Origin of the sequence: Endozoicomonas acroporae, from assembly GCF_002864045.1 — a bacterium.
GTDB classification, from domain to species: Bacteria; Pseudomonadota; Gammaproteobacteria; order Pseudomonadales; family Endozoicomonadaceae; genus Endozoicomonas; species Endozoicomonas acroporae.
The window spans coordinates 36,334-50,668 of the sequence record NZ_PJPV01000068.1 but is presented as its reverse complement, the minus strand read 5'-3'; the positions used below and the strand labels follow the sequence as shown (position 1 = coordinate 50,668).

General features: G+C 49.8%; 9 protein-coding genes and 1 tRNA gene. 7 read left to right on the top strand and 3 right to left on the bottom strand.

From position 1 onward, the window contains the following. Positions 1–262: 262 nt before the first annotated feature. The gene (locus tag CX664_RS12055) at positions 263–2,524 is read left to right on the top strand and encodes an alpha-protein kinase family protein (protein ID WP_101746974.1); all 2,262 of its coding nucleotides are present in this window, start codon (positions 263–265) and stop codon (positions 2,522–2,524) included. A gap of 177 nt (positions 2,525–2,701) precedes the next feature. Here the strand turns inward: CX664_RS12055 and chrA are convergent, their stop codons facing one another. Next, positions 2,702–3,844 carry a chromate efflux transporter gene (gene chrA / locus CX664_RS12050; protein WP_101746973.1) on the bottom strand — a complete coding sequence of 381 codons (1,143 nt, stop codon included), beginning with the start codon at positions 3,842–3,844 and terminating at the stop codon, positions 2,702–2,704. An 80-nt stretch (positions 3,845–3,924) separates the two neighbouring features. On the opposite strand from chrA, the gene CX664_RS28125 reads away from it, so the two are divergent. The 5 genes from CX664_RS28125 (at position 3,925) to CX664_RS12025 (ending at position 10,688) form a co-directional block, all read left to right on the top strand. Then, positions 3,925–4,032 (top strand): Mpo1-like protein, encoded by a 108-nt coding sequence (locus CX664_RS28125; protein WP_420810356.1) that lies wholly within the window; start codon positions 3,925–3,927, stop codon positions 4,030–4,032. A 142-nt stretch (positions 4,033–4,174) separates the two neighbouring features. Beyond that, entirely contained in the window at positions 4,175–5,464 is a 1,290-nt protein-coding gene (locus CX664_RS12040) for an SET domain-containing protein (protein ID WP_101746972.1), read from the top strand. 354 nt (positions 5,465–5,818) lie between these two features. After that, complete coding sequence (locus tag CX664_RS12035) at positions 5,819–7,684, top strand: ABC transporter transmembrane domain-containing protein (RefSeq protein WP_241693347.1); 1,866 nt, start codon at positions 5,819–5,821, stop codon at positions 7,682–7,684. Positions 7,685–7,695: 11 nt separating this feature from the next. Continuing rightward, a complete protein-coding gene (locus CX664_RS12030) occupies positions 7,696–9,519 on the top strand; it encodes an ABC transporter ATP-binding protein (RefSeq protein ID WP_101746971.1) in 1,824 nt (607 codons plus the stop codon). 227 nt (positions 9,520–9,746) lie between these two features. After that, the gene (locus CX664_RS12025) at positions 9,747–10,688 is read left to right on the top strand and encodes an ankyrin repeat domain-containing protein (RefSeq protein ID WP_101746970.1); all 942 of its coding nucleotides are present in this window, start codon (positions 9,747–9,749) and stop codon (positions 10,686–10,688) included. A gap of 226 nt (positions 10,689–10,914) precedes the next feature. Here CX664_RS12025 and CX664_RS12020 read toward each other — a convergent pair. Further along, positions 10,915–10,991: transfer RNA gene (locus CX664_RS12020), tRNA-Arg, on the bottom strand. A gap of 135 nt (positions 10,992–11,126) precedes the next feature. Next, positions 11,127–11,702, bottom strand: coding sequence for a hypothetical protein (locus CX664_RS12015; protein WP_101746969.1), 576 nt, complete (start codon positions 11,700–11,702; stop codon positions 11,127–11,129). 260 nt (positions 11,703–11,962) lie between these two features. Here CX664_RS12015 and CX664_RS12010 point away from each other — a divergent pair, with 260 nt between their 5' ends. After that, a complete protein-coding gene (locus CX664_RS12010) occupies positions 11,963–13,957 on the top strand; it encodes an F-box/WD repeat-containing protein (RefSeq protein ID WP_101746968.1) in 1,995 nt (664 codons plus the stop codon). The last annotated feature ends 378 nt before the right edge of the window (positions 13,958–14,335 follow it).

Below are 14,335 nucleotides of genomic sequence, written 5' to 3'. Positions count from 1 at the left end.
CTTTACCAGGTGGAATCTGAAGCGCTCCCGGTATTGGAACTATTCCCTATTCGAGTGGTTCTAAGTAGTTGGCCAAATGGAATCGTATATTTCTGGCTAAGTGGACAGTTACTATGCAAGGCACAACGCAGGGAGCATAGCCGTAGCTATGTGACCGGAGTTGTAACGCCGCAGAGTGACTGTCAACTTAGTCAGAAAATATGATTTCATTTGGTTAACTACTTATATTGCACAATAATTCAAACTGTTGCTGAGTATCGATATGATCCATTCTAAATTGGCCCCATTTCCTCCCCTTGTTCATTTTAAAGATGTACTGAAAGCGAACAGTGAAACAGAAAAACAGGTTAGCGCCGGTCTGTCTGTCAGCCACCCCGATATTGAGTACCAACCTGCAAATTACCCAAAAAAAATCAGAGAATACAAGAACATTGAAAGCATTACCGCCCCCTTGCCAACCAACAATTCTGACAAGTTATTTGCTTGCATTGTGGAAAAAGCGAATGAATTGATTAACAAGGGTGTTACTGAATTGATTCATTATCTGAACAATGCCGACACGGTCGAAAAAATCAAATCACTGAATGCCGAAGAAACATCAAAGCTCACCTGGATACTGTTTAATGGCCTTAACCGCCCTGACCTCCAATCCGCTATAGCCAGTCAAACCGGTCAATATCTGGTTTCCCGGCCAACGTCAGACCAGTTTATGGTGGGCTTCACAGGCAGCCTTATTGAAGAAAGCGGGCTATTGAAGCAAGCAGAGCGTGCAGGCGACAACGTCTGGCTGGATGTATTTCGCGCGCAGAATGCATCACATCTGCCAGAAAGCTCTACCAGACAATTATCATTTCCTGTGGCCAGTGAAAATGAGGAGTACTTTGGGCTTGTTGATGGCAAAGCAACAAAAAATATTGCCGAATCCTGCCCAATCTGCCGGATTCCACAGACGGATCCCAGTGAGCACAATAAAATTTTCCACCCGAATAATCTGATGGCATTTGGGCCCGATCACCAACTCACCACACTGATTTATGCGCAGGACTTTTTAGCGTTCATGGCTGGCGACCAGTTAACTGCCGGGGAAAAAGAACGCCTGTTTCCACCGGCCCTGTGTCGCCTGTTTAATGAAAATGGCATCAATTACTCTGCCTTCAGTGAGAGCGCCCTGATTTTACCGGAAGCATTTCTCAGTCCTGCGCTATGCCAGGATATCGATAATGTACGAAACTTTGTCGTCCAATATATTGCTGAACACATATTCAATGATGTTGACACTCCTGAGAAACTTACAGCGCTTACCAGGTGTTGCCGTTCGATGATAGAGTTCAGTACTCAAATACCGGTACTTGCCAGGGTCGGTGCTGAGATAGAAGCATTACTTCAAGCGCAAAATATCCCAAAACCCAATGGCACCGTAGCGGATCGTTACTATGTCCAGAAATTTCCTGCTGCTATTCGCTGGGAATCTATCCTGAGCGATGAACTCGACACTCCCAAACGTCTGCTCGCCCTGAATATGTCGCAACATCTCAATACCTACTCTTTACTTGCTGGCAATAATGGCACGAACCATGAACAGCGCTTTTTCCAACGGGAACAAATGCAGGGCATCGTTCGCAAGGCCATGAACAAAGTCTGTGCAGACAGCGGCAGTGATTTACGCCCGGGCTCAGCGCCCATTTTTATTGGATTTATTCCGCCGGTCATTGCCAACGCTATTGCCAAACAGCACGGTTTTCTTGACAGCAACTGGGCCGGTAATTTTTTACACGGCAAATATTCTCACCCATTGGCCCTCACCTGCCTGGCCAATCTCGCTAACCTGGATCAGACCCTGTTGAAAACCATCGTAGATAAGCATTTTTGGTCCATCATTCTCGATCAAAACCCATACAATCTCATTGATATAGAACTTGCATTCGCGGGCTTACCATTTTTACGTGTTAACCACAGAGCAGCAGTCGTTAACTTTGCGACGTCACCCTTTAAGCATCAACAATTACTCACCACCGGGCAGCTCTCGGTCAACCTGGAAGACATAGCCAAAGTGATTTCAATTCACCCTGTCGAAGCACAGGGTGATTTACTGCAAACACTTACCCGGCGTATGGGGATGGAGGACACGTTAACATTGGCTAAGCTGCAACAGATAACCGAAAATATCCGGGTTCTTGAAATGGTGTTGTCAACCAAACACCTGAATTCAATGGAGGCGATGTACAAGGTAGATACAGATTCCAAAGATTTACCAGGGCACTGGAGGATTGGAAGTCCTAGAGGATACCAAATTGGCAATACAACGTCCTCTGGTACTCAATTTGCAAGAATAAAAGCAAAAAAATATTTCCATAAAGATGGCTATCAGATTAAAGGAATCATCATAACTGATAAGAACAATATGTGTGATGAGAACCTGACATTGTTGGATATAACGAATGAGGAGAAGATTGAAAAATGTCACGCCTTTATCGTCTTTCCACCAGACTGCAAATACCAACAAAGTGAATTGGATAAAATGTAACTACATAAGTAGTTGGCCAAATGGAATCGTATATTTCTGGCTAAGTGGGCAGTTGCTATGCAAGGCGCAACGTAGGGAGCATAGCCGTAGCTATGTGACCGGAGTTGCAACGCCGCAGAGTGACTGACAACTTAGTCAGAAATATATGATTTCATATGGTTAGCTACTTACGGTGGTTTAAAGCACCAACACGCCAACGCCAATAAATATCACCACCAGCCAGAAAACAGAAATCTTCAATGCACGCAGCAGGAAACAGCCAATCAGAACCAGAGCCATCGCCATCGCCGAATGCACCGCAGAGGTAAATACCGGTGAGTAAAGTGCAGACAGCAGCAGCCCGACAACAGCAGCGTTAATACCGGCAATCGCCCCGGCAATCCGGGCCCGTGCAGCCAGAGCCTGCCAGGCAGGAAGGACACCAATCACCAGCAGAAAACCGGGCAGGAAAATAGCCAGCGTTGCGGCAATAGCTCCCAGAACCGGAGTCGACCCGGAAGCAAAATATCCGAGATACGTTGCCAGGGTAAACATCGGGCCAGGTACCGCCTGGGCTGCGGCATAGCCAGTCAGGAAGGTATCGGTGCTGATCATGCCTTCCGTTGTGCTCTGCAGCAATGGCAGAACCACATGGCCACCGCCAAACACCATACTGCCCGCCTGATAGAAGTCACTGATCACGGCTGCCAGGGGGGAATAATCAGCCAGCAAAGGCAGGCCAAACAGTAAAATGGCAAACAGAATAAGTGGCCAGAACACAAAGCGGGACCTGATCTGGTTGTCGTCCTTACCCGGCAACCAGCGATAACCAATCAGGGCAGCGGCAATCAGAATAGCCATCTGAACCAGAATGCCAGGAAACACCAGCAACAGGGCGGCACTGAAAATACACAGACTAATAGTCAACTGACTTTTACAGAAAGACCGGAACATCTGCACAGTGGCATCCGCCACCACAACAACAGCCAGCAGTTTCAAACCGGCAATCATCCCCTGATACCAGTCAGCAGTCAGAAACAGCTGACTGCTCATGGCTACCGCCAGCAGAATCGCAAAAGACGGTAAGGTAAAACCGGCAAACGCTGCAATGCCGCCGGGCAATCCTGCCTTCCGGTAGCCCAGGGCAAAGCCGATCTGGCTGGAACCGGGGCCTGGCAGGAACTGACTGAGAGCAATCAGTTGAGCATATTCAACATCGGTTAACCACTGGCGTTTTTCAACGAAGGTATTACGAAAATATCCGATATGGGCAGCCGGGCCGCCAAAGCTGGTCCAGCCCAGCAGGAAAAACCGCCAGAAAATAGTGAATAACGTAGCCACAGGCAACTTACCAAAATATTAATAATGTTATTAGCCGATGATAAACAGCTGTTGTTTATTATGTATATTGATTCTTTTGCCTGATCAAAACAATACCATTAATCATTCTGGCCCTGATTGTCGGCTATGCCTGTGCCTGGGTCGGGCATTTCTTTTTTGAGCACAACAAACCCGCCACCTTTAAATAACCTGTTTACAGTTTTCTGGGCGACTGGGTCATGCTTAAAGACTTTCTGCTCGGGCGCTTTCGCAAAGGTTAACCCGGATATTGAATTTTCGGGCGAATAATGTGTCTGATCCAACACTCTTGTCAGCTTCAAGTGACCAATTATGCAGCCCAATACCTTATCATCTCAAGGGATGGCCAGTTTTGTGGAAGGACAGTCATCCAACACCGCTAAACCAGAGGATAGCCAGCCCGAGGGTGTGGCCTACGCCCGTAACGTCGTTGCTGCTCACAGTCGTTTACCCGGACTCGCCCACCCGGGGCATGGCTGCGAACATAGCGTTACCGGGGAGCGACCCGCAGATGATGCAGATACACCGCCAGACACCGACTTAATCGCCCGGGTAATAACAGAAACAAAAGTTTTGTCAGCCCGGAATGAGCCATTACCCCATGGCGGTATTAAGGTTATCACCGCTGGCAATTATCGACCCGAGGCGCTCAGTAAACCAATTGGCAAGACTGTGGTCTGTGACGATTCTGACCTCCCTTGCGGGCACACTTACCAGCCATATGTCTGGCTATCCCCTTTTGCCCTTCGTCTGCTGACTCCCACTATTGGGCAGTATGCAGGTATTCAGCATTGGATCATTGATCAGCTGCGGATGTCAGAGGCTGAGGCCCGGCAAGACTTTCTGGCGCGGTTTGAACACCGTCTGGTTGATTATGGTTTTACCGGCCCTGACGGGCCAGAAAAAAATTACGGCGTATTTACCAGAGCGAAAGTACCAAAAGGAGAATTACTCGGGATCTATTCGGGTATCGGGTATGTACTCAACAAACCATCGTGGATTAAAAAAAATCACAATTGGAAACCGGAATATTTGCATCAGAAGTTTACTGACGATATGCCAGATTTCATGAGTTACTGCCGAACCATCATGGCCGGTCTCAGGGGTAAAGAGCAAACGCAACGCACGCTGTCGAAATACACTCAGGAAGGGGCGGTTAACGACCCCTTTAGTCTGGTCGCCATTTTGCCGGACAACGAGCGTTATACGCCTTTTCACTTTGTTAATTCCGCCAACAGGACCGAAGATGTCAATACTTCTGTGGAGTTTATCGCTATCACAACCGATTTTGGCACTTTTACGATCCCCGTCTCTATTGCCGTCAAGGGCATTGCGGCCGGACAGGAGTTATTGATGGATTACTACGTCGATCCTGATGCCCACCAACAATTGTGCCTGACGGGGACCGCAGCTGAGGAAAAAGCACGTTATAACAAGATTTTGCAAAGCCGTCTTGGCATAGTCAGAAAACTCAGTGATGATGTGCCCGGCAAAACGCCGATATCACCGTTTGTTGCCGCACCGGCTTATTATGTGTCGGAAGAAATCCGGAAACACAATCAGCGGTCAAGTCGCAAAAGAACATTACTCCCGCGACATTGACGTATTTCGCGGTTGAGGTCGTGGGTGTGCTGACCTAGGAGGCTGGACGAGACTTTTCCGGCAGGTGCAGTACCCGCAACCACCTGCCGCTTACTTACGTCAGTCGTTGTATTTCAGGCGGTAACTATCAGCAACTATTCTCCTATTACGTCCCCTGGCCACCTCACTGCCTCGTACTGCGAACACCGAATTCGGTAATCACCTCGTTGACGATAAGAATCATTTTCAGTTCAATGGTCGGTTATTAATTAGCACAATAGAACCAAATTAAATTCATCGCGCTTTCTTCCTCGGCATGCCAATATCTTCCTGAACAAGCAGTCGCAGCAGGCAACGCAGAAAGCGATATGAAAAGTGTTAAACGCCCAGCACCCAAAAGGCCGTTCATTGAAACTACTCTGGAAACTCCGGTTTATTCTGAAGGACTACTGGCAGCAATACCTGCTGGCCTTTATCTGTCTGCAGATTGTCTCTGCCCTGAACCTGTTGCCACCCTGGCTGATTGGCCATGTGATTGACAGTATCAAAGACAACAGCCTTACCAACCGGGAACTGGCCGGTTATGTTGCCGGGATACTGATTACGGGTATCGTCGTCTATGGCTTCCGATATATCTGGAGAGCCAAACTGTACGGTGCTTCCATTGAGCTGATCCGTCAGCAGCGCAGCCGGTTGTTTGCCCATTTCACCCGACTCTCTCCGGAGTTTTATCAGCACCATACCACCGGTGACCTGATGGCCCATGCCACCAATGACCTCAATGCGGTTGAGGAGAGCGTTGGGGTCGGGATCATGACCCTGGTGGACTCCCTGATCGCCGGCTTTACCGTTCTGTTCGCCATGATATTTCTCGTCAGTGGTCAACTGACCCTGCTGGCGATGCTGCCTTTCCCGGTACTGGTCTGGGCGACCAAGCGCTACGGTGTGGCATTGTACTCACGCTTTGGTCGCTCTCAGGCTGCTTTTTCCAGTCTGAACGAAGAAACCCGTGAATCCATCACCGGTATTCGTGCGGTCAAAGCACACCAGTTGACTGAACGGCAAACCCGGCGTTTTGAACAGCTGTCCATGGAGGCGGTGGCAGCGAACAGCAGCGTTGCCAGGGTCGATGCCCTGTTTGGCCCGAGTATCAGCCTGTTTTTTGGTCTCTCTTTTGTGCTGGCCCTGGTGGGTGGTGCCTGGCTGATCAGCCATGGACAGATGACGGTGGGCCTGTTAACCAGTTTCACCCTCTACCTGGGCCAGATGCTCGGCCCCATGCTGCAATTTGGCTGGCAGTTCAATGTCTTTCAGCGCGGCAGTGCCTCCTGGGGGCGTCTGGAAAAACTGCTGTCCCGCCAGCCGAAAGTGAGTAATGCACCGGATGCACGACAGGCTCCGAACGACACAAGTCTTTCGATCAACATCCGGTCATTTGGTTATGACTCCGTTGCTGACCAGAAGCCGGTACTGCGGGGTATCTCTGCGGAGATACCCGCAGGCGCATTTATCGGGATTACCGGTCGTACCGGCAGCGGGAAAAGTACCCTGCTCCGGCTGATCCTGCGTGAATTTGATCTGCCCGAGGGCTCCTCCATCCAAATGGGCAATATTCCGCTGCCACAGCTGAGCGTGGAATCCCTGCGGAAAAAACTGGCCTGGGTCCCCCAGGAGCCCATGCTGTTCTCCGGCACCATCACCGACAACATTCGCTTCTCCACACCGGACGCCAGCCAGCAAGCCGTCGAACGGGCCGCCAGACTGGCGGCTATCGATGACGAAATCATGGGCTTTAAGGATGGCTACAACACCCTGCTGGGTGAGAACGGCATCAACCTGTCCGGAGGCCAGAAACAACGTCTGGCACTGGCCAGGGCCCTGCTGGCTGACAGTGAAATATTGCTGCTGGACGATGCCTTCAGTGCCCTGGATATGAAAACCGAAGCCCGTATTCTGAAAAACCTGATGGCCATGAAAGGTAAAAAAACCATCATTCTGGTCACTCAGCGGCTACCCGAGCTGATTAAGGCAGACCATATTCTGGTACTGGATCTTGGTCGTATTATCGAGCAGGGCAACCATGAACAACTGCTCTCTAAAGCTAAAGAAGCCACCGGCCAGCCTGAACAGAATACGACTGAACACTGGTATGCAAAAATCTTCCGACAGCAGGCAAGAACCCTGCTGCACCCCGTGGAAGTGAAGCCCAATGCCGTGAACAAACGGTCCGATGTTGCCTGAGGAATAATGCAGTGATCGCCAACGACGAGAAAAAAACATCAGGCTACCGGGGACTGGCCAGGCTGGTTCGCTATGCCAAACCCTATCAATGGCCGTTTCTGGGTGCCTTTCTGATCCTGCTGCTGGCCACCAGCCTGGAAATGCTGGCACCGTGGCTGATGAAGATCATTCTGGATGAACATATCGCCCCCGGAGTGAGTGATTCCATGGGCCTTGCCATCATGGGTGCAGCCCTGTTTGGTACTTATCTGGGTTCGGCCATTCTACAATACATACAAAATGTGATGTTTCAGGAAAATGCCCTGAAGGTGGTGCACGACATTCGACGGATGCTATTTGCCCATGTGCTGAAGCTGCCCATGCACTATTTTGACAGCGAACCAACCGGCCGTCTGGTGTCCCGTATTACCAATGACTCGGAAGTGCTGCGCCAGATGTTTGTGGGCGTGATTCCGGCGATTCTGCAGGCCTTTTTCCGGGTGGTGGGTATCTTTATTGCCATGGCCCTGCTGGATATCCGACTGATGTTGATGACGGCGCTGCTGATTCCGGTCATGCTGCTGGCGATTCACCTCTACCAGAAAATCAGCCACCCCGTCATTCACGGAGTTCGCAGCCAGCTGGCCAACATCAATACCCGTGTCAACGAATCCCTCAATGGCATGCGTATTATCCAGGCCATGGGACAGGAAGTGCACCTGCAACAGCAGTTTGACCGGGACAATGAACAGTGGAGCCAGCTCAAGCAAAAGAATATCAATATCGACAGCCTGCTGTTGATGCCTTTCACGCATCTGCTCAATGGTATTGCCCTGGCCGTTGTGGTGGGCTGGTTTGGCTACCGGTCCGGGTTTTCTCTGGTCGAAGTGGGTACGCTCTACGCCTTTATCAATTACCTTGGGCGATTCTTTGAACCTTTCCGGCAGATCACCATGCAGATGAGCAGCCTGCAACAATCTCTGGTGGCCTCGGAAAGACTGTTCCAGGTATTGAACGAAAAGACAGAAGAGACTCACTATGGTCAGGGCAATCATCAGAGCCCGGAGATTCATAGCGGTAAACTGGCATTCAATAACGTAACACTGTCTTATGACTCGAAAAACCTGGCGCTGGATAATGTCAGCTTCACCGTCGAGCCGGGGCAGTTTGTCGCCATTGTGGGTCACAGTGGCAGTGGTAAAAGCTCGGTGATCAATCTGTTGATGCGCTTCTATCAACACCAGGAAGGCCAGATTCTGATCGATAACCAGCCTTTGTCCACCCTGCCGGAAGACACATTGCGTCAGGGTTTGGGTCTGGTATTCCAGGAGCCTTATATTTTCAGTGGCACGATGGCCGAAAATATCAGCCTGAACCATTGCCAGATCACCGATGAACACATTCAGGCAGCGGCCAGAAAAGTGCATGCGGCCCCGTTTATCCGGGGGCTGGAAGAAGGCTATGAACATAAACCCGGACCCGGAGGCAAAGCACTGTCCACCGGTGAAAGGCAGCTATTGTCGTTTGCCAGGACCATTGCCCAGAATCCGAAAATTCTGCTGCTGGATGAAGCCACCGCCAATATCGATGGTGAGACAGAGCACCATATTAAAGAGGCACTGATTACTCTGCGGGAAAACCGGACCACCATTGCCGTGGCTCACCGCCTGTCAACCATCCAGGATGCCGACCAGATTCTGGTGATGGATAAAGGCAAGATTGTTCAGCGTGGCACCCATGAACAGCTGCTGCAACAGGAAGGCCACTATCGCGATCTTTACCTGGCACAGCAAACTGAAGAGCAGCTGGGCACCACTGCGCAGTCAGGCCTGATGGTGACCGCAGCCAGCGCCTGATAACCCGGCCATAAACAGGCAGTCATCACGCCCTCAGCTTCCCGGAAACAGAAAGTCCCTTAATAGCGGCTTGAGGGTATTCTCAACCAGGAGGCTGACCGAGAATAGCGCCCGTCCAGGCACCACCGTAGCGAGGATGGCAGTTTTTCTATTTCTACACGAAAGTTTGAACTTTTCCGGTTTTTTCTAACCTAAGTACAAATGCACTATAAGGAATAGACTGACCTATGAATTCTTCAGCAGCCCAAACCGAACTGTGCCAGTATTTAGGGGATATGATCTCGGAAGAAAGAGCATATGAAGATGAATGTCCCATCTGCGCCGAACCCTACTATGGGCGTCAAGTATCTCCCGTCATCGTGACTGAATGTAAGCATCGCTATCATTTGGACTGTTTCGCTAAAGCTATGCGTGCAATACCTATAACCTCTCGCTCGTCGTGTCCGAATTGTCGGCAATTTCCGTTACCGGTGGTACGAGAATCGGGTGCCTTGCTTCATGAAGACTCCCCCTATTGCGCAGATCTGCCATTTGAAGCCTGCAGAACTGGAGACGTGGAGACGTTACAAGAATTGTTGACGCAGGATAAAACCATTGCCCAAAAGAAGTACAGTTCTGAAATTTTAGGAATGACTTATTATTTACTGCACATCGCTGCCAAAAAGGGGCATCTCGCCTGCGTGCAAACCCTGATTAATGCTGGGGCAGATGTCAACGCCGCCCTGCCTAATGGCGCTACCCCTTTGTACCTTGCTGCCCAAGAGAACAAGAACGACATCCTGCAAGCCCTGCTCAATGAAGGGGCGGATCCCAACTTCTCTCCGATTTCGGATGGTTCCACCCCTTTGCACGCCGCTGTCTGGAAGAACAACATAGCATGCTTGCAAACCCTGCTCAATAGCGGAGCTAATATCAACGCTGCCAGGACTTCAGGAGCCACCTCTTTGCACATGGCTGCCTACAATAACAGCGTAGACAGCTTGAAAACCCTGCTCAATGGCGGGGCTAATATCAAGGCTACCATGACTCCAGGATTGACCCCATTGAAACTCGCTGTCCTGCTGAACAATGAGCCCTGCCAGCAAGCCCTGATCACTGCCAAGGAGAAACTAAAGGCCGCTCAAAAAAAAGATGGGGAATATTTTAACATTACTAAAAAACTACGATAATCAGAATTATCCGGGTTTAACTACATCGTCAACGTCACTGCTTACCGGAGTAAGTCATACGCAACTCTTCTGTAGGGATTAACCAATTTGTCACAAACCTGTTTTTTGTCAGTGGCAGAGCCAGCCACCTGACAGCCCCTTGCGTAACAACACGACAGAAGTTTAACAGCCACTTTTTTGCGGGCAAAAAAAAAGCCCATCATCAAGAAGATGGGCTTTTTTGATATGGCGCGCTCGGGAGGATTCGAACCTCCGACCGCCTGGTTCGTAGCCAGGTACTCTATCCAGCTGAGCTACGAGCGCGCTGCGTCAACGAGGGCGAATCATACTGAAATTCCTGCCGGAGTCAACAATAATCGTTCAACTCACTGGCAGAAAGGCTGACCTAAGCAAACCAGCGTATATTCAGAGAAACATTCAACAGCCCTGAGCACACTGTCAAGGCTTTTTGTCATCGTAAAGGAAATCATGCAACTCTCTAAACTGATGGCGAAGATCGCTCAACATAGTTTTGGAATGATCTTCAGCACATGAATGCCCATTTCGTTTTATTTCATCGTAGGCAAATCCAGTGGTTACCAGGCCGAAAAATCCAAAATGAATACCCTCAGCAATCAGCATGGTTGGGTTTACAAGCACCGGCAAAGAGGCCACGACCCCAGCCGCACCAACGATTTGACCGGGAAGCCAGCCAAGATTAGCACCCCGGTGGAAATCTTTGATAACGTATTCCTTCAGGGGCTTTGTTGATTTCTCGCACAGGCCAAGCTTTGCTCCTGCCGCTCTGGCCAGCTTGACAGAGCCACCCCTTACGGCACCGACAGCAGCACCACCGACACCAAATATGACCTCAGTACCTATGCTTAAGGACTCAAATAAAACGTAGGGAACAGCTATAAACAACTTGCATACAACTCGACCAAAGCATTTTGCAGCTCTTACCGATGCCTCACGAGTGGAAGGGATAGGGTTTATTTTTTGATCAAGACTGACAGGAAAACTTGCAGCATCCATAATACGCTACCTCCATGAACTCATTAGTAATTGGATTACCAGTAAACAATTTGCCTTGCCATAAATCACTAACAGGTTAGTCAGATAAGATAACAGACAACAATGACGGCCCAGTGAGGTAAACCGCGTCATCATCGGCAATTCTTTACCCTCATCAATGTTGTTTTCCTGCTCCGAATAGCATCAATCTTCGGTTTAATTCTTCGCAGGCTCTACTATCCTGAACCTTCCTGTTATCAGGTTAACCGGAAGGTCTGTCTATGTATTGCATCGTCAAACACCTCAAAACCAGCGATGTCCATCAGGAAGTACAAAGTCCCATTGAGTTTTCGGCCAGTGGCTTTGGCCGGTTTATTGGCGCATTGTCGGGTGATTCACTGGCTAACCTGTTAAGTTATCTATCGATTCAAGATCTGGCTAACCTGGAGTTGTTGTCTCGCAGGGTACGTACCGTTTTGCATGATAAATGTGGCCTGTCGGTAAGCCAGCTCCACAAGTACTACCAGTACTTTTTATCCCTGCCAAAGGCAGAGCAGCATTTTTATCAGGCGATGGCCACCGGGAATCAGCAACTGCTGCACCACCTCAGGACGGTGCCCACCGTTTTCAGTCCCTGTTACCCTGTCCAGTGCAGACCAGAAGCGCTTTGTGCCTATTACACCAACCATTTCTGTCAGCAGGTGATTCATGCACCATCAGTCACTCTGAAAGCTTCAGGGCGTATGGAGTTCCTGCCGATTGTGTCGGCTTTTTTCCTGAACACCAACCACAACTGCCTGATCAATGAAGACAGCCGGGCCAGAGCCATGCATATCTGGGCTCCGGACAACAGTGGCAGCTGGCATCGGGAGTATTCGATGGATTACACGACGGGAATAAACATGCACAACCAGCCCGGGGGCAATATTCTGTTTCTCCCCTCTCGCCGGTCGTCCGGTCTGCCATCCGAGCCCGACCGCAGTGGTAGTGCTCACGAATACTTGCTGTCAGTTGTCAGGCGCAGTGATTCCGGTAACTGGTCCGAGGTTCAGCAAATGACAGGAGCCGATATTTATGACAGCTGGGCTCGCCGTCGTATAAATGAAATGATCGTATCCGACGATGGCAAGTCGCTGGTGTGCATTGACCGCAGATCGGGAGGGGCCATCCTGTGTTGCGGGACCGATGGCAACTGGCGGCATAATAATGCTTTTAGCTGGGGTGATAACCATGAAATTCGTTTTAGTCCTGATAGCCAATATCTTGCCCTGTTCGACGGTGCTGAGGTCTCTTTCATAACCCGGGGTGACGATGGGTTATGGTCATGTAGCAGCAAAATTGACTTTGGGCTGAGCTGCGATGCTGCTGCAGCCAGTCGGGCAGCGTTGGACAATGACCGACTGTTTGACAATATGGAGTTTGATATGGCATTCAGCCCGGATAGTCGCCATTTTGCCGCATGGTCTGATGACCTCGGGATATACGATGAGGCGATTCCGGGTGCAGAAAAAGAGTTTTATGTCAAAGTTGCCGGGCTTGACCATAACCAACGCTGGTCACACAAGGTGACCATTACCAAAACACACAGTGACCCACACCACTGCTTTTTGCTCAGCGTTGATTTTAGCCCTGATGGCAGACTGCTGGTTGTTGCCACTATCAATGGGTTCGACATCTGGAGCCTGGACGACGACAGCTGTTCGCCGGTTATGGAGGATCAGGCTTATATTGAGGGAGCCGGGCAAGTGCTGCGGGACCTGCCAGACATTAAGTTTTCCATGAACTCACGGCTGCTGTGTTTTATGATGGCAGCATCGTCGCTGAGCATAGACGACAATGAACTGAGAGCCAGTATCTGGTACCGTGGTGAGTCAGGACAGTGGGAGTGGGCACACGCACTGAATTCCAGCACCCTCCTGAAGGCCAGCCCCCGGGGCAATGCGCTGGTGTGCACAGGGGAGTCAGAGAGTACGGATATATATCAGTACAAAGATAGCGGCCAATGGTGGAAGCAACCTATTAAACTGTCTATTCTGGAGGCGCGCTTTAACCGGCAAGGCTGCCTGCTTGCCGCACGAACCGACGACGGCAGCCTGTTGCTTCTTGGGTTAAGCAGCGACGGAACCTGGCAGGAAAAAAACCGATGGCAGCCAGAAGGACAGATCAGAGATTTTGAGTTCAGCTCCTGCAGCCGCTCTTTACAAACCAGGGTATATCACAACGGAAAAGAGGTCCTCACTTTCTGGCAGATCACACCTGATTTGGGGGTTAACTGATGAATGCCAGGTGCTAAGTAGTTAACCAAATGAAATCGTATTTTCTGACTAAGTGGACAGTCACTCTGCGGCGTTACAACTACGGTCACATAGCTACGGCTATGCTCCCTACGTTGTGCCTTGCATAGTAACTGCCCACTTAGCCAGAAATATACGATTCCATTTGGCCAACTACTTATCATTTTTACTCTTAGAGAAATGATACCAGACAAGAGACGAATAGAAGTAAAGCTTGCAGCATCTATTTCTTGTTCACCCAAAGTCATTCTGCAAAGAATGGAGTTTCCGGCAAAAGCCAGGAGGGATATTGTAGTGAGTATGACTGCTTTCATTATTGAATTAAAATATTTAATGAGCTGGGTAAAAACATAACACTTG